This is a genomic window from Chryseobacterium sp. S0630 (genome assembly GCF_024158915.1).
Lineage (GTDB): Bacteria > Bacteroidota > Bacteroidia > Flavobacteriales > Weeksellaceae > Chryseobacterium.
Genome location: NZ_JAMZGF010000068.1, coordinates 1 through 26,030, shown reverse-complemented (window position 1 = coordinate 26,030; position 26,030 = coordinate 1). Strand labels below are relative to the sequence as shown.

Here is a 26,030-nt window from a genome sequence, read left to right as displayed (position 1 = left end):
TGAACAAAACATTTTCCCGCATCGCCTTTTCTATTTTACGGGAGGAATAAATATTTTCCATATACGCAAAAACCATCCCCGCTCCCGCACGAATCCTTTCGTGTGATTAAAAACTATAATACATCAGCTTGAATTCCTAAAAACTTTTGTTTTTAAAGAATCTTTTACATTTCTAACGACAATCTTTATCATTCTGAATTAATATATCTAACCAGTGTACAGTATATAAATACACACGAAGGGATTCGTGCGGGAGCGAGGGTATAAATTGAAATATGCACCCCCACGATGAATGATCATATCCTAGTACAGATTTTAGCCCTTTTAGTTTCAAGAAATTTCTCTCAATCCCCCATATAGCTCTATGTTCAATATTTGTTTTGGATTCCCTCCAAAAAATACAAGAACTTCTGGCGCATAATCTGTTTTGGTATTTTGTTCATATATTGTATTAATCTAGTACTGAATCGATTAAATCTATTGTGAATTGTACAAATTCCTGCATCAATTAATACAGGAATTTGAGAAGTGTTAAATATTAAGGCTTTATAATCAGACTGTCTCTGACTTCAAAATCATCTAAATATAATTTATAGCTATGTTCATTAAATTCTAAATATTGATTAATGACACCTACGAAATATTTCTGATTTAATAAATCCCTCATTTTGGGAATATACTGTTTATATAAATTTCCATGCCCTAAATTGGTCTTTTTATTCAACAGAATATCATATGAAATTTCTTTTTTCTCGTTACATTTTAAATCAACAGCAGTAAATTCATATTTTGAATCATTTTCATGAAAATAACTAAAATAGCTTTTTTTTAGAATCATAGCAGATTTTGAAGGAGGGCGATTTTTGATATGACAATAAATTACTCTTTCAACATTTTCCAATATATTCTTTGTGTCTTCTTCATCTGTCTTGTAATATAAAACAAAAGCTAGCTCATTAGGTACTAAAATGGTTAAATTTTCATTCGTCTTATTTGAAAATATTAAATTATATTCTTTTTTATTCAAATTGTATTTATATTCCAATGTAACGGTATCCTTTCTTACTTCCTGTTTCTTTGAACAGGAGAATAAAAAAATCAATAAGAATATCATTATATATTTTTTCATTTGGATTTATTAAAAAAGTTGTTCATAATTTTAAGCATCAAGTCTTTTTGAAATATATGCCCGGGAGATGCAGGCATTAATCTGTCCAAATTAATTAGAGGTAATTTATTAATTGGGAGATTTTGCCATCCTTTATACTTCAAAAACTTATCTTCCCATACAGAGATTACCCCATGGTGGTTTGTCAATTCATCAGGGAATGCTGTAATTCCCCAATTTGGAATCACCATATCAAATGAGCCTATGCCTTTTGAGAAAAAGGTTCCATGTAATAGCTCGTGTCCTGTAGTTTTTACTAACTGCTGGTAAGATCTTGACACATTGGGAGCAAAGACGTATCGCATATATTTATTTTTATAGAATGGGGTTGTAGTTGCTAGAACTTCTTGTTTATCTCCGTTTCTCAGAACCATGCCATCAAAGGTATATCCGTTATCTTTCAAATATTGAGGGAGATCATCTGCATTATGTAATGCAAGGACACTCGAATTAGTAGGTAATGCTCCTTTATATTCTTTATTTATAACTTTTAAAACTTGATCCGAACTATGCTCAACAGGAGTCCCATAAATTCTTTCAGATTCGGTATCTAACACATCTACTGTCTGACCTTGATAGTCGTTAGGTGTTGAAAAGAATTTAGCGCCATAATAAGATATTGCTGCTACAGCACCTCCAATTACAGCCCCAGTTATCAATCCTTTTAAGAAATTATCACCGTTAATTAATGCAGTAACTCCGCCTGTTCCTGCTCCTACAAAAGCACTGCTTCCTACAGACCCCCAGAAACCACTGGCACTGAAGACCTGTCCCAGTCCACCAGAAACTGCTCCTGTGACCGCACCCATTAACAGGGCATTAGCAAAACCATTCCATGACCAGCTATTCATGACCAGTGCCTGTATTGCATACATCCCTGCACTGATAAGAGTTCCTACTAATGCTCCCCCAAGTTATTTTTTTGTTCAATTTATTTATTAATGAACAATGAATCTTTTAAATACGGAGATTTTGTATATGGCTGATAATCTAAATTGTATGCTTTGACAAGTGAGTCAATTTTTTGGAAGTGGAGAGAATGTTGAGGTTCTAGTACATCTGAATTTATAGATACCCTTGATTTTTTATTAGTTAAGGTATGTTCGTTTATATCAAATGCATGAAACCATACTGTCACCTTTTGCTTACTTTTTTTAGGTAAGAATAACAAAGAATGTACAAAACCTTCAAAATTATTGTTCCAAATTTTATCTGGATCAATATTTGATGGTGATATCTCTTCAAAATAGCTATTAATTAGTTGTTGTACTTTAACGCTTTCATCACTATTAGCCCCACCTGCGTAATCCACAAAATCAGAGCTGACTATCTTCCCTTCAATCTTTGCTTTATCATCATAAGAGACAATACCGTTTTTTGTGGATACTAAGTATATTCTACCACTGCTTGGTAATATATAATTCTTAAAGCTATTATTTTCAAAAGAAAGGGAGCAATATGAATTTACAGAATCTACTTTATTATAATTTAAAATTTTAATAGAAATTCCCTCTTCTTTTTCTATATTTTTGTTACAACTTATTAAAAATGTTATACTTATGATCAAAATTAAATTTTTCATCATTTTATTTTTATAGGTAAGTGTTTAATTGCTTCATATACATTCTGAAATTGCTTTCCCTCTGAAAAGTATAAATTGAAATATGCACCCCATGATGCATGATCGTATCCTGGTAAAGATTTTAATCCATTTAGCTTTAAGAAATCTCTCTCAATCCCCCATATCGCTCCATGTTCAATACTAATTTTCGGATTTCCAGCAAAAGGATCTAGCATTTCTGGTGCATAATCTATTTTGCCATTTCGTTCATATTTATATTGCAATAATCTAGTTAATGAATCGTCTAAATTTATTGTTGAATGTGCTAATTCATGCATCATGACAGAGCCAAGTTTAATTTTAGAACCAAAGGCATATTTTGAGAAGGATATACTTGAAGTGTTATTCCTCCAAAAATTTCGTCTGGTATAGGCTATTACTTCTTCGCCCTTAGGGTTAATGTATAAGTCCCCTCTTTTGGTATAACCACCAGATACATGATCTGCATAAAACTGTTTTGCACCCGTATTCATTTCACTCCATCCAGTATCTTTATACATTTTTCTTAATGTATCTACAGATGGATTCAGCGCTTCTCCTGAATCAGATATTCCACGAGCATCATATTCCGCTTTGGTAAGTTCACTAAATACTGGGCTTGTAAAGAATTTAGCGCCAAAATAAGACATTCCTGCAATAGCACCACCAATGACAGCTCCTTTTAGTACTCCTTCAAGGAAATTTTGTCCAGTAAGTAAAGCTGTTACGCCTCCTGTTCCTGCTCCTACAAAAGCACTGCTTCCAACAGATCCCCAGAAACCACTGGCACTGAAAACCTGTCCTAATCCACCGGAGACTCCTCCTGTGACTGCTCCCATTAGAAGGGCATTTGCAAAACCATTCCATGACCAGCTGTTCATTACCAATGATTGTATTGCATACATCCCTGCACTGATAAGTGTTCCTACTGCTACTCCCCAAATTATTGGTGCTAAATAAGTTAAAAAGAATCCGGCAACCCAAAACTCTCCACTCGGATCATTAAACATCAGAGGATTATTCAATACATACCCATACTTGTTATAGTTTTGGGTATTGTAGGGCTCCTGAATATTCTCATCTGCATTTAAGAATCTTCTCAGTAAAGGATCATACAATCTACCATTCATATGAATAATTCCTATCTCTGCAAAATGCTCATGGCTGGTATATCCGCAATCTATAACAAGATCCTTCGACAGGCTCAGGATGACATTTTGGTCAGTGATGATAGCTCCGTTTCCAATCTGAAGATGAGTGAAATTTCCCCATGCATCGAAATGCCTTTGCTCCAATTTGTTTCCGGCTTCATCACTGATCGCCAGGATACTTCCGATATAATCTTTATGCAAAAATTCATAAGAACCATTTCTCATCAAAAATTTTAACTATCATTTAAGAGCTTTTTACTAGTGAAAATAAAACAGACAATCATTTTTAAATTGCCTGTTTTGATGAAATACTTCTCAGCTAGGTCTTGTTTAAAGCAAACCAATATATTTGAAACATAACCCAATCTATTAAGGTAAAATAATTTTATCAGGGTAAAATTTTATACTTCCAGTAAAATATGTATAACCTCCACAATTTTGATTCTTAATATTAGATATTGCATTTTTTTGATCATCATTTAGTAAATTGAATATAAAGTCAAAGTCATCATCTTTAAATACAATAGTTTCACCCTTTCTATATCTTCTTATTTTAAGGTAATATTTTTTTTGACTTTTTTTCTTTATAAATTTAGGTATTGAATTCTCTTTTATTTTCATCATATCCTGTATCTTTTTACACTTTAAATCTCTATTTAGCCTTACATCTAAATCGTTTTTTAATAAATCAAACGATTTTTGCATATATAATACTTCCGGTGTACTTGCTTCGAGTTCATCTTCATAAAAAAAATTATTTAATAAAGGATACTCTATCATTAAGTCTAAGTCTGTATTATTTTCAATGTTTATAACGAGTAAAGAATCCTTTTTGTTAATAGAAGGGTATACTATTATGTCTTTCTTTGAAAATGTTTTGCAAGAGTATATGAGGAAAATAGATAGTAATATTATAATTTTTTTCATAATTTAAAATTTAAAAGATTTTATTAATGGTAAAAGTAATTTATCTAATTCTTCCTTAGAATTATTAAAAAGATATGCAGGCATTTCCCATGGTGAAGGTAGCCATGAATTTTTATTAAATAATTCCACTGACATTTTTCTTATAGAAACATGGCCCCAATTATCAAGATAGCTAGAATATTTGCCCATATTTACGGTAGCTACCCTTGCTAATAATTCGTACTTGGAGTTATTTAAAACTACATGCCCTACCTCATGAGTTATTGAGTCAACAAACAACGATTTGGAGGCAAATGCTCTTTTTGAAAGATAGATATCATTTGCAGGTGTAGTTACCCCAAGAACCTCTCCTTTAGTAATTTCTCTATCCATTCCCCATAAATTTTCCCACCAAGATTTTTCATAGAAGCCTCCGTTTTGTGCAATGCCATATCCTTCGGGAGCTTTAAGGTATACATTCTCCACACCATAATTTCCCAATCCTCCATAAGCTTCTTGAAATTCATGTACAGTACCATATGAATATTTTAAATTATCTGTTGAATTTGCTGAATCATTAATTGGACTATCAGATATTCTATATTCATGATTTCCTTTTGTAATATTAGCTGCAGTTACCATTTTGTCAATTCCCCAGCTAACTACCGCTACACCTCCTCCAATCACAGCACCTTTTAGTACCCCTTCAAGGAAATTTTGTCCAGTAAGTAAAGCTGTTACGCCTCCTGTTCCTGCTCCTACAAAAGCACTGCTTCCAACAGATCCCCAGAAACCACTGGCACTGAAAACCTGTCCTAATCCACCGGAGACTCCTCCTGTGACTGCTCCCATTAGAAGGGCATTGGCAAAACCGTTCCATGACCAGCTGTTGATTATCAATGGCTGTATAGCATACTTACACAAACACACTGATCAGCGTTTCTACTATTACCCATAATCACCGAAACATTCAGCGAAAAAATCTTACTATAATCCAATAAAAAATTTAATTCGTTATATCTTTTTTTGAAAGCTTTAAAACTAAACTGTCTTCTATTACGGGTTGGGCTACAAACTTTGCTTTACCAAAATTAAGTTTTGAAAACCTTCTTAAATATTCCCCTTCAGGATAAACTCCTTTTAATACTTTGTTATAAGGATAATAATTTTGTTTAAATTTTGATGAATAAATGCTCTGAGATAAGTTTTTTACAGATTTTATAAATAAATTATATTTTACATTTATAACATCATTGTTTTTTAAAAATAAAACAGTATGCCCATCGCCAGGCCTTTCATCCCCTAGAAAATTTTCATTACCAATTTCAACTAGATATGCATTGCGGACGCTATCTAGTTTTCTCTGATATTTTTTTGAAGATTGTTCTTGGTTTATTACAGCATAGACATTCATTGGATAGTATTCTTCTCGGCTTCCTCGTGTAGAATAACTTTTATATTTCCTATCACTAAATTCCAAGGAATTGGGAACCAAAAATATAATATCAGTACCTGTGTTGTTTTTTAATTGAAGGTGTATCTGTTGATTTTCCTTTATATACTTTAAATAGAGTATATCTTTTCGTTTGTCTTCACAAGAAAGAAGAAATATAAAACAAATTAAAAGAAATCTGTAATTCATTATTTTAATGTACTTTTTAAATAATTATTAAAAATAGGTTTTATCTTATTCATAAGCCCTTCTAAAGATTTATCATAAAATGCGTCAGTATTAAATCCCTCCATGCTTAAATTTAACTTTTGCCATTTTCGGAATTTCACGTACTGCTCTTCCCACCTCGAAGTATAATATTCATGAGCTGATGCTCTCTGATTAGTCGCAGATAGTGTATAATCATCAAAAAGCCTGGCATTATTTAAAATTGAATGGAAGACTTCATGTCCCATAGTCAGATCTAATTGTTCTAAGCTAACGAATGTTCCTGTTGGAAGATATATTCTTTGATAAACAAGCTTTCCCTTATGGGTAAGAGTTTCAGTCAGACCAAATGCTCTTCCTCTCGGTCCATCAATTAAACCTGAACTTTTGTCAAAACTATAACCTTTCTCTCGTAGATATGAACTCAGATCACTTGTTTCATCGACTAGATGCCAACTTCCTCTTATGAATTGATTTTTGTATCGGCTGTCAGCAACCTTTTTTACTGTATCTAGGTTAAATTCAGCTTTTGTTGCACCATTTAAGGTATTATTATCATCAACAAGCATTTCATTAATTTGATATTCATAAGAATTATAAAATTTATTTAATGCCCAAGTTATTCCTGCAACAGCACCACTAATTACCGCACCTTTTATTACTCCTTCAAGGAAATTCTGTCCAGTAAGTAAAGCTGTTACACCTCCTGTTCCTGCTCCTACGAAAGCACTTCTTCCTACAGACCCCCAGAAACCACTGGCACTGAAGACTTGCCCCAATCCCCCGGAGACTCCTCCTGTGACTGCACCCATTAGAAGGGCATTGGCAAAACCGTTCCATGACCAGCTATTCATGACCAGTGCCTGTATCGCATACATCCCTGCACTGATAAGTGTTCCTACTGCTACTCCCCAAATTACTGGTGCTAAATAAGTTAAAAAGAATCCGGCAATCCAAAACTCTCCACTTGGATCATTAAACATCAGAGGATTATTCAATACATACCCATACTTGTTATAGTTTTGGGTATTGTAAGGATCCTGAATATTCTCATCAGCATTCAAGAATCTTCTCAGTAAAGGATCATACAATCTTCCATTCATATGAATAATTCCTATCTCTGCAAAATGCTCATGGCTGGTATATCCGCGATCTATAACAAGATCCTTCGACAGGCTCAGGATGACATTTTGGTCAGTGATAATAGCCCCGTTTCCAATCTGAAGATGGGTGAAATTACCCCATGCATCGAAATGTCTCTGCTCCAATTTGTTTCCGGCTTCATCACTGATCGCTAAGACGCTTCCAATATAATCTTTATGCAAAAATTTGTAAGAACCACTATTCTCCGTAAAGTTTTTTAAATATACAATATTTGAGTCATAGGGATTACCTCCAATATAAATAAGATGTTTTTCCTTTCCGGTTATATTATCTTTTACTACTTCATAGCTGCCATCCTCACTGTAAAATTTAGTAAACTTACCTTCTCCATCGGTATTGAAATTACCTCCATAGGTTACTCTCTGTCTCATTGAAGTTAAGCCATACTGGAAGGCTGCATCACCTTTTATTCCATCAATGAATACCGGGTCATTGTTCTCATTATAGGTGATGCTTTGTATTAAATCATTATTATAATTCTGTTCTCCGTCGGCATTAAGGGTCATTCCCGTTGCCTGATAAATCTTAGCAGCATTTTCAAACTTGATTGTTCCTACCTGATCATTTTGGGTAATTCTTCCTTTAACATCATAGACGTTTCTGTTCGCTGTTGGTTTGATTCCTGTTACAGGATTCGTCCAGTTCACCAAACGATTATTATCATCATAATCAAAAGACTCGTTAATGTTAAAATCTCCTCCTGTTGTTCTGCTTTTCAATTCATTTTTGATAGCATCGAATGAATAAGAAATTTGCAGGATACCTGGTTTTATCTGTGAAGAATGATTAACATTTGTGAGAAAACCATTGGTGCCATACGTATTGTTAATATCTGCAGCTCCCAGTTTAGCTTTTAGTACCTGTCCTTTGGCATTGGTTTCTTTAAGCTCCCACAACACGGTGCCCGTGAGGCGATTTTTAATCTGATACAGTTCACCGCTCCATGCGCTGTACACATTCTCAATCTGAACTTTAGTAAGGACACCGGAAGAATAGAGTTGCTTTTCATAAGAGGTTACTCTTGCTTTATCATCATAAGTAATTCCTTTGTGGATAAAGTATTTACCATTACTGCTTTCGGATGAAGATAAGAGTCTCCCCTGTGGATCATATGCTACATTAGAGCTATAGGCTTTTCCTTTAGATGTTCCTGATTTAGAAATAATTCTACCTTTATTATCGTATGAATATGAAATCAGTTTATTGGTTGCCTGTCCTCCGTCTGTTGTTGAAATTTCTATCTGAGAAATAAGCTGGCCTAAATTATTATAAGTAAATTCTTTGGTCCCTTTTGGACTGGTTGTTTTTTTCGGCTGGCCAAGCCCATCGTATTCATATTTGTAAATACCATTTGACGGATCATTAAACTCTGCTTTTCTACCCCAGGAATCATACTTAGTGGTCACAATATTTTCAGCATATTGTGCTTTTATCTGTTCACCTGCGGCATTATAACTAAACTGAATTGTTCCACCTTTGTCTGTAGAAGAGGCTGTATTACCTAAGACATCGCTGGTTTTTGAAGTCGTTCTGCCATAACCATTAAGTTCCTTTACAGTTGTTGTTAAACCGGAAATAGAAGTCTCCATTTGTTTGCCATTGAATGAGGCTGCTGTTACTTTAGCAGGAAAAACCGTATCATCATAAGCAATGGTATTCCACATATTGGCAGTTTGCCCTTCAAAGTAAGGCTCAGACTCCTTGGTCTTTCTTCCCAGTACATCATATTGAGTTTCCTGAGAAATATATTGCCCCTGACCAAATGCTTTGGTAGAAACTTTATACTCCTGTCCTAGCTTATTCGTATATTTTTTTGAAATACCTCCATCCGGATTATATTGTGTAACAGTGATATTGGAATTGTTATGTCTGTTATACTGATAGGTTGTTGTACCTCCAAGATTAGTTTTAGAGGTCAATAATTTCCCCCAGCCATCGTAGGTATTAATGAGTGTATTTCCTAACGGATCGGTTTGCGTTAAAATCTGTCCCCAATTGTTGTAGGTAATGAGCGTCTCTAATCCTAGATTATCCGTTTTCTTTACAACAAATCTTCCTTTAGAATCATATTCATTTGTGGTAGTTTGGGTTTGAGAATCAGTACTATTGCTTATTGTCTTTTGGGTAAGATTTCCGAAGCCGTCATAATTGTATGTTTCAAGTAAATATCCTGTATTATCCCGATTCCAGGTTTTTAATGTTTTTAACAGGTTATTTTCATACGTATATTCTTCTTTGGCAGATTTAGTGTCGCCATATGCTTGTACTACATCAATCTTTGACTTTGGACGTCCTGCAAAATAATCAGAACCTGCTGCTGATATATTATGAATGTATTCAAAATCAGAAGTGGTTACAGCATAACCATTATTTACATTGGTTACTGTCTGTTTCGGAAGATAATAATCTCCATAAATAATAGAGCTGTTTGTTATTGTTCCAGTGAGAAAATCCTTTATTTTAGTACTTTTTGCAACAGTAGCGGTAACAATCTTAGGTTTATCGGTATCAGAAACGACAGCACTTACCACCTGTCCGTTTAATAATTTATAAGCCTCATATACCGTTGATTTAAAACTTAATAACAGGGAGTTGTTCTCAGAAATATCTGCCGGGAAAATATTGTTTTCATTGGTAGTCCTGATGCTCCATTCCTTTACCGGAACTCCATCAAAAAGAGGATCAATCTCAATTCCCGACCAGATTTTTGTATTTTCAAAACCATCAGCATACCATGAGCTGCGGGCAGTTTGATGATAACCCATCATCCCTTTACCCTGTAAATGCCCTGTCATTCCTCTGTATCGGAAATCCTGTTTTCTTCCTTCCTGTCTAAGCTGAGATATAGCGTAGGACTGGTCTGCTCTGCTTAAAGAAAAATAAGGGTAATATTCTTTTTTTACTTTTTGATAGAAATTAGGAAGTACCGGATTATTGGGAATCACTTCCTGATAATCCGCTGAGGTAATAATGTCACCTTGGGTAATCGTTTGTACTTGAGACAGTTTTCCGACAGGTGAGGGAGATTTAAGCTTATGCATCCTTTCTTTCCAGAATAGTAATACATCATAATAGTTATTGTTTACTTTTACCTGTGAAGTGATTGGAGAGAATATAGCAAATTCACCATTACCGGTTACATAATTATATCCTCCATAATTATAACTGGTATAGAAATCAGGGCTGCCATTTGCCATAGCTCCATTAGCGGTACAAGCGGCAATAGTATAACCAAAGTATCTGTTAAGTATCACTCCGCTTGAATTTACCACTCCTGCTTTGTTAAAGGAGTTGATGTGCACAATATCAGACTTACCGTCTCTGTTAATATCTGAAGTAGTGTAAAAATTCCTGTAAATATTGAAAGTTGGATAGTTGCTATTTTGATAATCATCGGGCTTTCTATATTTCAAAAAGTCTGTTTTTAAGATATTGGAAAACCCTTTTCCTGTGCCCATATAAAACCTCCAGTTGTCTTTTTCCTGAGTATCTGTGGTAGGGATTGTAAAGTCAAGGTTTCCATCTCCATTATAATCTCCAAACAACACAGGAGATTCCGGTGCTTTTGTTTCAGCTAAATTACCTGTATATTTTATCTTTTTAAGATACTGGTTAGGAGCCGTTTTTATAAACTCAAATACTGTATAGGCGGTATTGGAGACATCAATAATATCTACTTTCCTGTCCCCATCTATATCCAGATACTTTTGATTTGTATAAAAACTTTCATACCAGCCACTCTCTTTGGAATATGTAGAGACAAGATTGTTTGAGTTTTTCAGGTCTATGATAAATTTATCAGTAAACCCATTGGCTGAACCAGAGCTTGTTAAATTAAGGATAACATCAGATATCCCATCTCCATTAATATCACCTTCATTCAAAGTAGCATCACATACTGTACATACTGTTGGTGATATTAACTTTTCAAATACTTTTACAAAAGTATTATTCCTGAATATATAACCTGTTACTTTGCCATTTTCATATTGAACAATCCCATTCCCATTATGAATCTGACCTTCTTCATCTAACAATGTATTAACTACTTTAGCCTCTGTATTAAAGGTTTTACCTGTAGAAATATCAGTAAAGGTATTATTGAGTCCTCCAAGCTTCACTACACCATTATTCAGGGAAAAATCCAAATATCCATCACCGTTAAAATCACCGGTCAGCTTTACATTCTCAAAACTCTCCACATTATTGTTTGAAAACTCTAAAGCAGGTTGTGTAGGAGTTGGATAAGTAAAAGCGGCAGGGTTGGCAGCATTGTTATCACTATTATACTCAGTTATTTTATCAACGATTTCATAATTCGTTCCGTTTTTTATATAATTAACTGCATATCGTTTAAATGGGTTTCCATTTGAGTTGACTTTAATTTCAGATAATAAACGAGTTTGTAGGAAGCGAACCCCTCCTACATAAGAATCCTCAGCTAAGCTTCTATTAATATAGGTAAAATCTATTTTGTTAAAATGAGGTTTATTTAACGTCTCATTTCCTCCCCATTGGATACTTGAAATAATAGCTACATTTGAAACTCCTGTTTGTAAATAATCATACGTGATATAATTACCTTTACTGTCTTTCCATTTCGCAATATTATATTCAATTGGTGTCCTGGCGCTACTAAGCCCTGAAGTCGTTCCTCCATACCAAGCCTGAGAACCATCCTCAAAAGTAACTTCCCAGTATTCAGGACCTTGCCATGTTTGCCCGGTTACAGATCCAACAGATTTTATTTTGATATTAGAATATTTCTCAGTCACATATTCTGCACCGTCTTTACCATATTCTCCAGATTTTAATATCAATCTCTGACCATTAAAACTATAATAATCGGAATAATCCAATTGTATTCCTTTTACTTCTCCATCTTTATCAATATTTTTTCCAACTCTGGAAATAGAAGTAACACCTGAAATATTCCAGCCATAGCCTGCTATTCCGTTAGGTGAACCACTTGTATACACTAAATTAATTTGTGGGGCAACACTTTTCACCCCTGGAGGTAAAGCAATAGGTAAAGTAAACTGCAATTGCCCAGCTCCATTGACCTCAATATTTCCTTTGGTGTCATGAAAACTTTTCCCATCCGGAGCTGTTGTTCCATAGGGATTATTAGCTCCCGCATTTGAGTCAGTGGGTCCTCCGCCGGGATTTTCTGTCGCAGGTCCTATTTTAGCTATAAATGGATTCGATGAGCTGGAAGACGCACGAAATCCTGGTGCCATCACCACTGTTTGTGGATCCTGAACCGTTCTTGAGGTACTCTCTGTCTGGTACAGTATGGTCTGTGAAAATCCCATTACTGACCATAATGACAGTATGAATGATGAAAATACTTGTATTTTCTTATCGTAAAGTTTCATGGTTATCTATCGTTTGGTGATGTTTTTACTGAAAATTCTGCCGTCTTTTAAGGTAAAGCGCACAACATACACTCCCCAGTCATAACCCGTCATATTGATCTTAACCTGGCGGTTTAAGTCTGGGATATTCTGTTGTTGAAATTTCCAATGAACCGTACTGTGCTGATACAATGAAACAGATTCTATGAGTCCATCTACTTCTTCTGTCCAGTCTATGGTAAGATAATCATTAACAGGAACGGGGTAGAGGCGTATTTGTTTCATGAATGTTTTTTCATCAATAACAGGAGCTTGTCTGGTAACAGCTGCTACTTTTGATTCTTTTGAAACAATCTCTTCAGCCTTTTTACCAGCAGCATCAATTCCTCTGTATCTCTGGTTTCCGGCTTCGTCATATTTGAAATAAACTTCGGTTTGGGAAAAGCCGAAGAATCCTATCATCAGGGATGATAGTGAGAATAATTTTCTTTTCATTTGTGATTATTTTTGTGTTGATAAGAGTTGCTGAACCTGTTGCTCAAGCTTTTCAATTTTTGCAGATTGGGTTTTTAAAATCTCATTTTCATCCTTAAGATGTTTTAGCTGTTCTGCCTGTTGTTTTATTTGTTTATTCTGATCAATTGAGTACAATGTAAGTTCTTCTATTTTTTGTAATAGTTTGATCTGGAATTCACCCACATTCACACCCTCTTTTTCCATTACTTTAGCAGAAGCAATTTCGGGGAGGTGTTTTTTCTCTTTGATGTGTTTTTCAACTTCTTCTAATTTTGGGAGATCGTATTTTTCATCAAATACAAAATCAGCAGTTGGAGTTAATGTTACTTTTACTTCTTTGGCTTCAAATTTTCCCTGTAATAAAGCATTTCCATTGGGTTTAATGGCAAGTTGTACTTTCTTGTTTGCAATAAAATTAATCGCTCCATAAATTGGGGACTGAAAGTCATTTTCAATATTAAAATCTCCATAACTTCCATATCTGAATCCAATACCTGTATACGTAGAATTTAATTCAAGATTGGCAGTAGTGTGATATCCTAAACTAATCATAGCGCTACCACCAGTTGGTCCGAAAGAGGTAAACTTTCCTACAACCAAATTTTGACTATTGGTATTCTCCTGAGCTACATGCAATTTAGCATCAGGATTCGTAGCTCCTATTCCAACATTTCCATTAGTCTTAATTCGGAGTCTCTCAATATTATTAGACCTCAGAACCAAAGGTTGATTATCCGTAGTCCCAATAAAGTTGTTGGATGAATTTGTTCCTGAATTTCCTGTAATATTCCAGCTTTGAGCAAATGTAAATGATGACACTAATAGTGCCATCGAAAATAATTGTGTTTTCATCTGTGTTTTTTTATTAAGTGTTTATGTTTTAAATAAATATTTTTTCTATTGAAAAATCAAAAAAGTACTCCTGCCATTACTATTATTTACAATGCTATGAAAGATCGGTCCTTCTTATAAAACCTGATTTGATCAGCGAAACTGAGTAATTTTAGTTTTGTTAAATGCTTGGATAACTTATTTTCATTTTGTGTTTTCTATCCCAAAACTATTTATATTTTATTGGGATTCAAAGTAACTTTTCGTAATTACGAATATCTCTCTAAAAGTTTCTGAAACAGACTAATGATGTACAAAAAAATAAACGTTTTATAGTTTTTTTTAAATGAGATTAGGGTGTTGTAATTTGTGTATCTGTCTGAATTACAGTTTGAATACAAAAATAAAATCCTCTATCGTTTATACTTCTTTTTAAGCTGAAAATTTATTCTATCCAATAAACTGGATTTAAAACTATATTTTTAATGAGCCAGTTATATAGAGAAAGGTTTCCACTTAAGAAAAAATCTCTACCTTTGTAACAATGAACCTCTTAAGATGGATACTGGCAATTTATTTCATGGCGCTATCACTGATGCCATGTGAAGACACGTCCCATCCGCTGAATTCAGGAGATAATAAGATCTCATTAAGCATTCATGGAGTTCATTCCACAGAAAAAGGAGATATCTGTTCTCCACTGTGTGCATGCAGCTGTTGTCAGATAACTGTTTCAGCATTTAAAATGGATCCTTTATTGGAGATTCCTGAGCAGATTCCTGCTTACTTTTCAAAGAAGATCCTGTTCTACAAAAACGACTTTGCTTACCAGGTTTACGACCCAATCTGGCAGCCTCCTAAAATTTAATTTTTATTGACTTTTAGAAAGCCTATGCTTTCTGATTTTAAACTGTGCTTGAAACTTTGCAATACCATTGCAGAGGTTTTCAGGATATTTTTGCTGCAGTATTTTATACTGTGTGCATTCACTTTTCAATAAAAATTAAATATCAATCGTGTTAGATAAAATCATAAAATTCAGTATCAAAAACAAGGTGATCATTGCTTTGATGACTTTGGTGCTGATCATCTGGGGAACGTGGAGTGCCACCAGATTACCTATAGATGCTGTGCCGGATATTACCAACAATCAGGTGCAGATCATTACCGTATGTCCTACGCTGGCAGGACAGGAAGTAGAACAGCTGGTTACCTTTCCTATTGAACAGAGTATTGCCAATGTTCCCGATATTCAGGAAACAAGAAGTATTTCAAGATTCGGACTTTCTGTAATTACCGTAGTGTTCAAAGAAAATGTAGATGTGTACTTTGCCAGACAGCTCATTAATGAACAGCTGAAAAATGCAGTAGAAGAAATTCCCAAAGGTGTAGGAACTCCCGAGCTGGCTCCCGTAAGTACAGGTCTTGGAGAAGTCTATCAGTATATTCTTCACCCTAAAAAAGGAAGCGAAAAGAAATACAATGCCAAAGAACTCCGCACCATGCAGGACTGGATCGTTCGAAGACAGCTGAACGGAACACCGGGAGTTGCGGAAATCAACAGTTTCGGAGGAGAATTAAAACAATATGAAGTGGCTATTGATCCCAATCGTTTAAAAGCAATGGGAACAAGTATTACCGAAATATTTACAGCCCTTGAAAAAAACAATCAGAATACGGGGGGAGCTTATATTGATAAAAAGCCCAACGCCTATTTTATTCGTGGAATTGGCTTGGTGACCTCTTTGGAAGACATCAAAAACATTGCGGTTAAAAATGAAACAGGAAGCGTTCCGATTTTTATAAAAGACGTTGCCGATGTTCGTTTAGGAAGTGCCGTTCGTTACGGAGCGTTAACCTATGACGGGAAAGTAGATGCCGTAGGTGGAGTCGTAATGATGCTGAAAGGAGCCAACAGTAATGAGGTGGTCAGCAATATCAAAGCAAAAATTCCGACCATTCAGAAATCTCTTCCTGATGATGTTGTAATAGAGCCATTTTTGGACAGAACAGACCTTGTAGACAGAGCCATCAATACTGTACAGAAAAACCTCATCGAAGGAGCGCTGATCGTTATTTTCGTTCTTGTAATTTTCCTGGGAAATCTGAGAGCCGGACTTATCGTAGCCTCAGCCATTCCGCTTTCCTTACTGTTTGCATTGGGAATGATGAATGTTTTCGGAGTAAGTGCCAATCTGATGAGCCTTGGAGCGATAGACTTCGGGTTGATTGTAGATGGTGCTGTGATTATTGTAGAAGCAACCTTGCATCATTTGGGAGTACGAAAATCTACCCGTGCTTTGACACAGTCTGAAATGGATGAAGAAGTATTCCTTTCTGCCTCAAAGATCAGAAGCAGTGCGGCTTTCGGAGAAATTATCATCCTTATCGTATACATCCCGATTCTTACTCTGGCAGGCGTGGAAGGAAAAATGTTTACTCCAATGGCTAAAACCGTAGGATTCGCTATTCTGGGAGCATTGATTCTGTCCTTGACTTATATTCCAATGATGAGCGCGTTGTTTTTATCTAAGAAAATTTCACACAAAGAAACCTTCTCGGATAAAATGATGAACCGCCTTCAAAAAGTATATCAGCCATTATTACAGAAAGCCATAAAAGTAAAGTATATCATTGTTTCTGCAACAGCTGTTGTTTTTCTGATCTCCGCTTTTATTTTTAAAAATATGGGTGGTGAATTTATTCCTCAACTGCAGGAGGGAGATTTTGCCTTCCACTGTATTTTACCACAGGGAAGCTCACTCAGTCAGAGTATAGAAACCTCCATGCAGGCCTCGAGATTGATCAAACAGTTTGATGAGGTGAAAATGGTCGTTGGTAAAACCGGTTCCGCTGAGGTTCCTACAGATCCGATGCCACCTGAAGCAACCGATATGATCGTCGTATTAAAACCACAAAGCGAATGGAAAACCAAAAAATCCTACAATGAACTCGCTGATGAGATCAGTGAAAAACTGGAAACTATTCCTGGGGTATTTTTTGAGAAAAACCAGCCTATTCAGATGCGTTTCAATGAACTGATGACAGGAATCAGACAGGATGTGGCGGTGAAAATCTTTGGTGAAAATCTTGATTCTTTGGCGGTGTATGCGGATAAAGTAGGAAAAATTATTCAGACCGTAGATGGAGCTACAGCACCTCAGATTGAAAGAGTGAGTGGTCTTCCACAGATCAATGTTCAGTATGACAGAACCAGAATTGCCAATTATGGATTGAATATCGAAGATGTCAACAATGCAGTAAGTACAGCCTTTGCAGGAAAAGCTGCCGGACAGGTTTTTGAAAATGAAAGACGTTTTGATCTGGTTGTCCGTCTGGATAGTCTTCACAGAACAGATATTTCAGATGTGAATAACTTGATGATTACTTCCGCTACCGGAGCTCAGATTCCACTATCGCAGGTGGCAAATATTAGCTATAAATTAGGACCGGCACAGATCAGTCGTGAGCAGGGAAAACGTAGAATTGTTATTGGGTTTAATGTAAAAGACCGTGATGTGGAAAGTGTGGTGAAAGATATTCAGGCAAAACTGAATAAAGTAAAACTTCCTTCCGGATACTACTTTACCTACGGAGGTCAGTTTGAAAATCTTCAGGAAGCAAGCAAACGTCTGATGATTGCAGTTCCGGTATCATTGCTTCTTATTTTTATGCTCTTGTATTTTACCTTCCGCTCATTCAAACAGGCTGCACTGATTTTTACAGCGATTCCTATGAGTGCGATCGGTGGTGTCTTTGCACTTTTAGTAAGAGATATGCCTTTCAGTATCAGTGCCGGAATTGGATTTATTGCCCTTTTTGGAGTAGCAGTTCTTAACGGAATTGTTTTGATCGGAACATTTAATCAGTTAGAAAAAGAAGGAGAAACCGATATTCTGAAAAGAGTATTTGAAGGTACGAAAACCAGATTAAGACCTGTACTGATGACGGCTACCGTAGCATCACTAGGATTTTTACCCATGGCTATTTCCACCGGAGCCGGAGCTGAAGTACAGAAACCTTTGGCTACAGTAGTGATTGGAGGCCTGGTAACAGCAACATTCCTAACACTATTCGTTTTGCCAATGCTGTATATCATTTTTAACACAAAGATTTTGAAAAGAAAAAATAATAATAAGGGAATCATTACTGCCGTTTTGGTTGTAGGATTCATGATGCTGGGACAGACTTTTAATGCACAGTCCAGACCAATTTCGGTAGAACAGGCGGTAGAGCAGGCAGTGACCAATAATTTAACCCTGCAGTCAAAAGATTTAAGTATTAAATCTGCTGAAGCATTAAGGGCAACTGCAAAAGAACTCCCTAAATTAAGCTTTGAAGCTCAGCTTGGACAATACAACAGTCCGAAGTTTGACCAGTCGTTTGCGATCTCACAAAGCATTCCTTTTCCAACATTGTTTAAAGCAAGAAAAGATTTAATTAATGAGAATATTAAAAGCAAACAGATTGATAAGGAAATTACAGCCAATGAACTGATAAAGCAGGTGCGTACTTACTATTATCAGATTGAATATCTTCAGTATAATAAAGCCCAACTGACCAGTCTGGATAAATATTATGAAGAGTTTATCAGAATAGCAACCGTAAGATTCAAAGCAGGTGATATCAAAAAGATCGAAATCAGTACTGCAGAAACCCAAAAAGGAGAAATTGATCTGCTGCTCAGACAAAATGAAGTTTTTTTGAATAACGCTTACAAGAATTTAAAAACGCTGATGAATACGTCAGAAGATCTTGAAGTTCCGTTTAACAAAGATTATGCTCCTTTAAAAGCAGAAAATGTACTCGATAGTACTGTGGTTGCTAACAATCCTACGGTGAAAGCTTTTTATCAGGAAATGGAGATTGCCGAAAAAAACAAGAAAGTTGAAAAGTCCCTTGGGCTGCCGGATTTTAGTTTAGGATATACCAACCAGTCTTTGATAGGCCTTCATACCATCAACGGACAGGAGAATTTTTATAACTCAGGAAAACGTTTTCAGTCGGCAACAGTAGGCGTAGCCATTCCATTAACATTTGGGGCTACGAAAGCAAGAATCCAGGCGTTGGAATATGAAAAACAAGTCGCCGAAACCAATGCTAAAATGCAGCAGAAACAGCTTTCTGCTCAGTTGGAAAACGCCTTCAGTCAGTATCAGCAGGATTTACAGCAGTATGACTACTATACAAGCCAGGCATTGCCTAACGCAGAGAAAATTGTAAAAGCAGCTCAGCTAGGATATAAAACAGGAGAAATTTCCTATGTAGAATATCTTTTTGCCCTGCAGACGGCCACAAATATCCAGTTGAAATATCTGGAATCCATCCAGCAGGTGAACCAATCTGTAGTTACTATTAACTCCATTATAAACAAATAATATGAAATCGCTGTTCATAAAAATTTCTGCCGGATCAATGAAAATGAAGGCATACAGCATCAGACAAAATACATTTTTACTTATGAAACTCAAATATAATATCATCCCTCTCGTCCTGATCTCAATCTTATTAACAAGCTGTGGAAAAAAAGAAGCTTCGGAAGAAAATGCTCCTGAAAAAACAGAACAGAAAGAACAGGCTCACGAAGAAGCTCCACAAACAATAGCTTCCCTTACAGAAGAGCAGATGAAGTCTGTAGGAGTGGCTTTAGGAAATGTAGAAATGAAAGAGTTGACATCCACGATAAAAGCCAACGGTTTGTTGAGTGTACCCAACAGCAATAAAGCAACGATCACTTCCCTGTACGGAGGAATCATCAAAACCATCAATATTCAGGTTGGAAGTATCGTAAAGAAAGGACAGGTTATTGCCACCATTGCCAATCCGGAATATATCCAGCTTCAGGAAGATTATCTGACTACCAATAGCAGAATTACTTATGCAGAACAGGAATACAGAAGACAAAGAGAGCTTTTTGATAATGATGCAGGTGCTAAGAAAAATCTTCAGAGCGCGGATGCTGAGCTGAAAACATTAAGAACAAAAAGAGCTTCCCTGTTGAAACAGCTCCAGATGATGGGAATAAGCCCGGGAAAGGTAAGCAACGGAAATATGAAATCCGGTTTGGTGATCACAGCCCCTATCAGCGGAACAATCAGCAGTATCACTGCACAGATCGGAAGTTATGTGGATATTTCCTCTCCCGTTGCAACGGTGATTGATAACGGTTCCATTCACCTCGATCTTCAGGTATTTGAAAAAGATCTTCCTAAAATGAGAGTAGGGCAGATTGTTCATTTTAAACTGACCAACAATCCGGAAACCGAATACGATGCAAGAATTTACAGCATAGGATCTTCTTTTGAAAACGAAAGCAAAACCATCTCTATGCATTGCGAAGTAATTGGAAACAAATCCGGACTGATTGACGGAATGAATATCACCGGAATTGTAAGTCTTGATAAAAGCACAACTCCTGCAGTTCCTACAGAAGCCATTGTAGAAGCAGACGGGAAATATTTTGTATTTGTTCAGACCGATAAAAAAGTGGAAGAAGAACACGAAGAAAAAGGGAAACCTCATCCGAAAACCTTAAACTTTGAGAAAATTGAAGTGGTAAAAGGAACTTCTGATATGGGATATACCGCGATAACTCCGGTAGGAAATATTCCTGACAATGCAAAAATAGTAGTGAAAGGAGCATTTTTCGTGAATGCAAAACTGGTGAATTCCGGAGAACACGAACATTAATGAAAGTAGCCGGAACCAGTAAAATGTCGATTTTAATCCTTAAATTAGAGCTGTTTACGTAATTTTTTATTGAATGAAAACGGCTGGAAAAGTGAAAATGATCTCACCGAATTTTAATAAATAACCCGATTATGTTATTAAACAAAAAAATATCAGTCTGGTATTTCATCCGTGAAATAAAAACCCAAATTCTGTTCATCGGAATATTTGCCATTGCTATTGGTCTTTTAGACGAATTACCTTGGTTTCGCAAGATCTCTCTGCCTTTGAATATTCCGGCATTGTTGGGTACAGCCGTATCATTGCTGCTTGCATTCCGTACTTCCCAATCTTATGAAAGATGGTGGGAAGCCAGAACAGTTTGGGGGGCTATTGTAAACGATTCCAGAACTTTTGTAAGGTTGATTATTCAGTTTATGCCGGTAGGTGATGACAAAACAGTAAAAGATTTTGCAGAAAGACAGATCATCTGGACCTACGCACTTGGAGAATCATTGAGAAAACTGCCATTTTCTGAAAAAGTTCAGCAGTATTTGGATCTACAGCAGATCAAAGCTGCCAATATTCCTAATGCAATTCTGGACGAACACTCCAGACAGCTGAAAGAAATTGCAACTTCCAAAGGTCTGACGGATTTTCAGCAGATGCAGCTGAACGATATCATCACAAGATTATGCGACAGTATGGGAAAATGTGAAAGACTGAAGAATACAGTTTTTCCACGTTCTTACAGTGTTTTAGTTCATATTCTGATCTATGTTTTTGCAGCTATCCTTCCGTTTGGGCTTGATGATTCACAGTTGGTAGTAGAAATTGCGATCACTTTTCTGGTTCCGGTTACATTCATTGCCATTGAAAAAACATCCATCATCATGCAGGATCCGTTTGAAAATGGACCTGTAGATACTCCGATGACTTCTCTGGCACAGACCATCGAGATCAATATCAGACAGATGATCGGTGAGCAGAATGTTCCTCCTAAAAAAGAAAATACATCTTATTATGAAATGTAATTAAACCATACACAATATGGAAAGTACACCAACACAAACAGCTTCTGCAGGAAGCAGACATAAAAAGAACCTCCTGATTGTTCTCTGCCTTAGCGGAACCTATCTCATTGCTGAGGTAATAGGAGGAATAATTACCAACAGTCTTGCGTTGTTGGCCGATGCAGCTCATATGCTGACAGACGTTGTAGGATTGTTACTGGCATTTATTGCCATCAAAATAGGAGAAAGAAAAGCAGATCCTTCCAGAACATTTGGTTACTACAGAACAGAAATATTAGCGGCGGTCATCAATGCAGTAGTTTTACTGGCCATTTCGATTTATGTTTTGTTTGAAGCCTATCAGCGTTTTCAGAACCCGCCTGAAGTACAAAGTAAATCAATGCTGATTGTAGCTGGAATCGGATTGATCGTCAATATTGTCGGAATGATGATTCTCAGAAAAGACTCAGAGGGCAGTCTCAATATGAAAGGTGCCTATTTTGAAGTCCTTTCAGATATGCTTACCTCTGTAGGAGTGATGATAGCCGGAGTAATTATGCTGACGACAGGCTGGTACTATGCCGATCCGTTGATTTCAGCAGCAATAGGACTTCTGATCTTCCCAAGAACATGGAGACTATTGAAAGAAGCCATTAATGTTCTGCTGGAAGGCACCCCTAAAGATGTGGATATTCATGCCCTTCGCCAATCATTGGAGAAAACATCTGGCGTGAAAGATGTTCATGATCTGCACGTGTGGTCACTGACATCCAGTGTTAATGCTATGAGCGCCCATGTAGTAAAAGATGCAGGATATTCTCAGAATCAATTATTAAAAGTATTGACAGATACAACGATAGCTAATTTTAAAATCAGTCATACCACTTTTCAGATCGAAGAGGAAGGCTATGAAGAAAATGAAGTCCATCTGTAACAATTTAAAAGCGTACAATGAAAAAAGATATAGAACACAAACTCATTGATAAAAATACCAAACCTACCAGTATGAGGATTTTGGTATATGATTTCTTAAGTTCTCAGGAAGCGGCTTTATCCCTTTCTGAAATAGAAAATCATTTTGAAAATGCTGACAGAATCACCATCTACAGGACATTGAAAACCTTTGAAGAAAAAGGAATTGTTCACAGCATTCAGGAAAATACAACCACGAAATACAAACTCTGTGAAGATGACTGTGATGAAAAAACACACAAAGACTGGCATCTGCATTTCTATTGTAAGATTTGTAAGCAAACCACCTGCAAAGAAGATATTTCCTTCCCTGAAAATATCCAGACCAATTTCAGGATTGATGAAATAAGATTGTTTGCCAAAGGAATCTGCGAAAACTGTCTTGAAAGTTTGCAATAGCATTGCATCAGTCTCATCTTTACATTTGTATAAAAATATTCAGTTATGGAAAAATGCTGTAGTACAACCCCCGAAAAACCAGATACAAAAGGACACAAACATAATCACGCAGAAGGAGATGGGCATGCCCATGACGGGCATGATCATTCTCACGACTCCGGAGATCAGACGGTCTTTCAGATGTTTCTGCCGGCCATTATATCCTTTATCATTTTATTATTAGGAATTGCCTTTGACAACTATATAAAACCCTCATGGTTTACAGGCTGGGTGCGTTTAGTCTGGTTCCTTGCAGCATATATTCCTGTAGGATTTCCGGTATTGAAAGATGCCTATAAAAGTATCATCAAAGGAGATGTATTCTCAGAATTCTTTCTGATGAGTATCGCAACCATTGGTGCTTTTGCCATCGGAGAATATCCTGAAGGTGTAGCAGTAATGTTGTTTTACGCCGTAGGAGAAGTATTTCAGTCTATGGCGGTGACCAGAGCCAAAGGAAATATAAAAGCATTATTGGATCAGCGTCCTGATGAGGTAACGATTATGGAAAATAATCAGCCTAAGACCATGAAAGCTAAAGAAGCTAAAATTGGAGACATCATTCAGCTGAAACCAGGCGAAAAACTGGCACTGGATGGGGAATTGCTTTCAGATTCCGCTTCATTCAATACCGCAGCTTTAACAGGTGAAAGTAAACCCGATACCAAAAATAAAGGCGAGGTTGTTCTTGCAGGAATGATCAATATGAACAGTATTGCTCTGGTAAAAGTAAATACGGCTTATGAAGACAGTAAACTGAGCAAAATTCTTGAACTGGTTCAGAATGCTACGGCTCAAAAGGCCCCAACAGAATTATTCATCAGAAAATTTGCGAAAGTATATACACCTATCGTTGTATTTCTTGCTATTGGAATTTGTTTACTGCCGTATTTCTTCGTGAGCGACTATCAGTTCAGAGACTGGCTGTACAGAGCATTGATCTTTCTTGTAATTTCATGTCCTTGTGCCCTTGTGATCTCAATTCCGTTAGGATACTTCGGAGGAATTGGGGCAGCAAGCCGAAACGGAATATTATTCAAAGGAAGTAATTTCCTGGACAGTATTGCAGAGATTCAGAATGTGGTGATGGATAAAACAGGAACCATGACAGAAGGTGTATTCAAAGTTCAGGAAGTAAGTATGAGTCCTGAATTTAATAAAGAAGAAATTCTTCAGATGGTTAATGTTCTCGAAAGTAAGAGTACCCATCCGGTGGCAACAGCAATTCACAATTATGTAGGAGAAATCAATCATAATATTCCTTTGGAAAATGTAGAAGAAATTGCAGGCCATGGACTGAAAGCCACGGTTAACGGAAAAGAACTTCTGGTTGGGAATTTTAAGCTGATGGATAAGTTCAGCATCCCTTATGATCTTAATCACGCCAATATTGTGTACACGGTGATTGCAGTCGCTTATGATAAAAAGTTTGCAGGCTATATCACCATTGCAGACAGTATAAAAGAAGATGCAAAACAGACCGTAGACAACCTGCATAAAATGAATGTAAAGGCTACCATGCTGAGCGGCGATAAAAGTACTGTTGTTAAATATGTAGCAGATCAGCTGGGTATTGACAATGCATTCGGAGATCTGTTGCCTGAAGACAAAGTAAACAAGGTGAAAGAAATCAAAGCCAGAAATCAGACTGTAGCTTTCGTAGGAGACGGAGTGAATGATGCGCCTGTAGTAGCTTTAAGCGATGTAGGAATTGCAATGGGAGGTTTGGGAAGTGATGCCACCATTGAAACTGCAGATGTAGTGATTCAGGATGATAAACCAAGTAAAATCCCGATGGCGATTAACATCGGAAAACAAACTAAAAAGATCGTTTGGCAGAATATTGTTCTTGCCTTCGCCGTAAAAGCGGTTGTTCTCGTTCTGGGAGCCGGAGGATTGGCAACCATGTGGGAAGCTGTGTTTGCAGATGTAGGAGTAGCGCTGTTGGCTATTTTAAATGCGGTGAGAATTCAGAGAATGAAATTTTAAGAAGCAAATAATAAACACAACTCAATTATATTCAATAAGAGCTCTGCTGAATTTCAGTAGGGCTTTTGTTTTTAATTAAATATTATATTAGTGATATCATTGAAATTCATATTAGGCTGCTGAGACTCCTGAGTGGCAAACATTGTGGATATTTTTGTTAGGGATAAAGCGATCACTTATTATTTATACAGGAAGTATTATCAGGTTGCTTGTCCATTCCGCAGGAATCTAAATGATGGCGTTCTTTATACTGCCGAGACTCCTACCGGAGTGACAAAGGGGCTGCCTTTACTTTCTGTATAAACTATGACAGATAATTAGACAATTACAACAAGTATAAAACTAATACACCCAGTTTGTCATTCCGGTAGGAATCTCTGCAAAGATAAGTCAAATGAGTATTCAATTTTATCGGAGATAAAATCCTGGCGCCTTAAAACAGTAAACATTGAAAAAAACTTGCTTCTTTGCGTTTCCAACATCATACATATCAAAACTTAATTTTAAAAAGGTAATAGTTTTTTTTGGAGAAACGCAGAGGGGCGCAATGAATATAAAAATTGTGCTGCTTTTAAGGACGCAAGAAAATCAAAGAT

At 36.4% G+C, this 26,030-nt stretch carries 17 protein-coding genes; 7 read left to right on the top strand and 10 right to left on the bottom strand.

What is annotated here, in order from left to right; all coding sequences use genetic code 11:
- Positions 1–538 precede the first annotated feature (538 nt).
- The 10 genes from NK356_RS21060 to NK356_RS21015 all read right to left on the bottom strand — a co-directional run bounded on the left by NK356_RS21060 (position 539) and on the right by NK356_RS21015 (position 14,374).
- Positions 539–1,129 (bottom strand): hypothetical protein, encoded by a 591-nt coding sequence (locus tag NK356_RS21060; protein ID WP_253317981.1) that lies wholly within the window; start codon positions 1,127–1,129, stop codon positions 539–541.
- On the bottom strand, positions 1,126–2,043 hold the full coding sequence (locus tag NK356_RS21055) for a hypothetical protein (protein WP_253317980.1): 918 nt from the start codon (positions 2,041–2,043) through the stop codon (positions 1,126–1,128). The genes NK356_RS21060 and NK356_RS21055 overlap by 4 nt, the downstream gene beginning before the upstream one ends.
- A 56-nt stretch (positions 2,044–2,099) precedes the next feature.
- Positions 2,100–2,753 carry a hypothetical protein gene (locus NK356_RS21050; protein WP_253317979.1) on the bottom strand — a complete coding sequence of 218 codons (654 nt, stop codon included), beginning with the start codon at positions 2,751–2,753 and terminating at the stop codon, positions 2,100–2,102.
- On the bottom strand, positions 2,750–4,144 hold the full coding sequence (locus tag NK356_RS21045; RefSeq protein WP_253317978.1) for an RHS repeat-associated core domain-containing protein: 1,395 nt from the start codon (positions 4,142–4,144) through the stop codon (positions 2,750–2,752). The genes NK356_RS21050 and NK356_RS21045 overlap by 4 nt, the downstream gene beginning before the upstream one ends.
- A 144-nt stretch (positions 4,145–4,288) precedes the next feature.
- On the bottom strand, positions 4,289–4,846 hold the full coding sequence (locus NK356_RS21040) for a hypothetical protein (RefSeq protein ID WP_253317977.1): 558 nt from the start codon (positions 4,844–4,846) through the stop codon (positions 4,289–4,291).
- A gap of 3 nt (positions 4,847–4,849) precedes the next feature.
- On the bottom strand, positions 4,850–5,749 hold the full coding sequence (locus tag NK356_RS21035; protein ID WP_253317976.1) for a hypothetical protein: 900 nt from the start codon (positions 5,747–5,749) through the stop codon (positions 4,850–4,852).
- A gap of 82 nt (positions 5,750–5,831) precedes the next feature.
- The gene (locus tag NK356_RS21030) at positions 5,832–6,467 is read right to left on the bottom strand and encodes a 4Fe-4S dicluster domain-containing protein (protein ID WP_253317975.1); all 636 of its coding nucleotides are present in this window, start codon (positions 6,465–6,467) and stop codon (positions 5,832–5,834) included.
- Positions 6,467–13,027, bottom strand: a complete 6,561-nt coding sequence (locus NK356_RS21025; protein ID WP_253317974.1) for an RHS repeat-associated core domain-containing protein — start codon at positions 13,025–13,027, stop codon at positions 6,467–6,469. The genes NK356_RS21030 and NK356_RS21025 overlap by 1 nt, the downstream gene beginning before the upstream one ends.
- 6 nt (positions 13,028–13,033) lie before the next feature.
- A complete protein-coding gene (locus NK356_RS21020; RefSeq protein WP_253317973.1) occupies positions 13,034–13,501 on the bottom strand; it encodes a hypothetical protein in 468 nt (155 codons plus the stop codon).
- Positions 13,502–13,507: 6 nt separating this feature from the next.
- Positions 13,508–14,374 (bottom strand): cell wall anchor protein, encoded by an 867-nt coding sequence (locus NK356_RS21015; RefSeq protein WP_253317972.1) that lies wholly within the window; start codon positions 14,372–14,374, stop codon positions 13,508–13,510.
- Positions 14,375–14,897: 523 nt separating this feature from the next.
- Here NK356_RS21015 and NK356_RS21010 point away from each other — a divergent pair.
- From NK356_RS21010 to NK356_RS20980, 7 genes are all read left to right on the top strand, one after another.
- Positions 14,898–15,221 (top strand): DUF6660 family protein, encoded by a 324-nt coding sequence (locus tag NK356_RS21010; protein ID WP_253317971.1) that lies wholly within the window; start codon positions 14,898–14,900, stop codon positions 15,219–15,221.
- Positions 15,222–15,369: 148 nt separating this feature from the next.
- Positions 15,370–19,731 carry a CusA/CzcA family heavy metal efflux RND transporter gene (locus NK356_RS21005; protein ID WP_253317970.1) on the top strand — a complete coding sequence of 1,454 codons (4,362 nt, stop codon included), beginning with the start codon at positions 15,370–15,372 and terminating at the stop codon, positions 19,729–19,731.
- 82 nt (positions 19,732–19,813) lie between these two features.
- On the top strand, positions 19,814–21,043 hold the full coding sequence (locus tag NK356_RS21000; RefSeq protein ID WP_253317969.1) for an efflux RND transporter periplasmic adaptor subunit: 1,230 nt from the start codon (positions 19,814–19,816) through the stop codon (positions 21,041–21,043).
- Positions 21,044–21,174: 131 nt separating this feature from the next.
- Positions 21,175–22,056 (top strand): bestrophin family protein, encoded by an 882-nt coding sequence (locus NK356_RS20995; RefSeq protein ID WP_253317968.1) that lies wholly within the window; start codon positions 21,175–21,177, stop codon positions 22,054–22,056.
- 16 nt (positions 22,057–22,072) lie between these two features.
- Positions 22,073–22,969, top strand: a complete 897-nt coding sequence (locus NK356_RS20990; protein WP_253317967.1) for a cation diffusion facilitator family transporter — start codon at positions 22,073–22,075, stop codon at positions 22,967–22,969.
- A gap of 17 nt (positions 22,970–22,986) precedes the next feature.
- Complete coding sequence (locus NK356_RS20985) at positions 22,987–23,406, top strand: Fur family transcriptional regulator (RefSeq protein ID WP_034691375.1); 420 nt, start codon at positions 22,987–22,989, stop codon at positions 23,404–23,406.
- A gap of 45 nt (positions 23,407–23,451) precedes the next feature.
- Positions 23,452–25,434: a heavy metal translocating P-type ATPase gene (locus tag NK356_RS20980; RefSeq protein WP_253317966.1), complete on the top strand. Its 1,983-nt coding sequence runs from the start codon at positions 23,452–23,454 to the stop codon at positions 25,432–25,434.
- Positions 25,435–26,030: the final 596 nt, after the last annotated feature.

Bases quoted from the DNA above. Each gene is read 5' to 3' on its own strand.
- NK356_RS20990 (WP_253317967.1), top strand. From the start codon at position 22,073: ATGGAAAGTACACCAACACAAACAGCTTCTGCAGGAAGCAGACATAAA.
- NK356_RS21010 (WP_253317971.1), top strand. From the start codon at position 14,898: ATGAACCTCTTAAGATGGATACTGGCAATTTATTTCATGGCGCTATCA.
- NK356_RS20980 (WP_253317966.1), top strand. From the start codon at position 23,452: ATGGAAAAATGCTGTAGTACAACCCCCGAAAAACCAGATACAAAAGGA.
- NK356_RS21025 (WP_253317974.1), bottom strand. From the start codon at position 13,027: ATGAAACTTTACGATAAGAAAATACAAGTATTTTCATCATTCATACTG.
- NK356_RS21040 (WP_253317977.1), bottom strand. From the start codon at position 4,846: ATGAAAAAAATTATAATATTACTATCTATTTTCCTCATATACTCTTGC.
- NK356_RS20985 (WP_034691375.1), top strand. From the start codon at position 22,987: ATGAAAAAAGATATAGAACACAAACTCATTGATAAAAATACCAAACCT.
- NK356_RS21015 (WP_253317972.1), bottom strand. From the start codon at position 14,374: ATGAAAACACAATTATTTTCGATGGCACTATTAGTGTCATCATTTACA.
- NK356_RS21020 (WP_253317973.1), bottom strand. From the start codon at position 13,501: ATGAAAAGAAAATTATTCTCACTATCATCCCTGATGATAGGATTCTTC.
- NK356_RS21030 (WP_253317975.1), bottom strand. From the start codon at position 6,467: ATGAATTACAGATTTCTTTTAATTTGTTTTATATTTCTTCTTTCTTGT.
- NK356_RS21060 (WP_253317981.1), bottom strand. From the start codon at position 1,129: ATGAAAAAATATATAATGATATTCTTATTGATTTTTTTATTCTCCTGT.
- NK356_RS21045 (WP_253317978.1), bottom strand. From the start codon at position 4,144: ATGAGAAATGGTTCTTATGAATTTTTGCATAAAGATTATATCGGAAGT.
- NK356_RS21000 (WP_253317969.1), top strand. From the start codon at position 19,814: ATGAAACTCAAATATAATATCATCCCTCTCGTCCTGATCTCAATCTTA.
- NK356_RS21050 (WP_253317979.1), bottom strand. From the start codon at position 2,753: ATGATGAAAAATTTAATTTTGATCATAAGTATAACATTTTTAATAAGT.
- NK356_RS21055 (WP_253317980.1), bottom strand. From the start codon at position 2,043: ATGTATGCAATACAGGCACTGGTCATGAATAGCTGGTCATGGAATGGT.
- NK356_RS20995 (WP_253317968.1), top strand. From the start codon at position 21,175: ATGTTATTAAACAAAAAAATATCAGTCTGGTATTTCATCCGTGAAATA.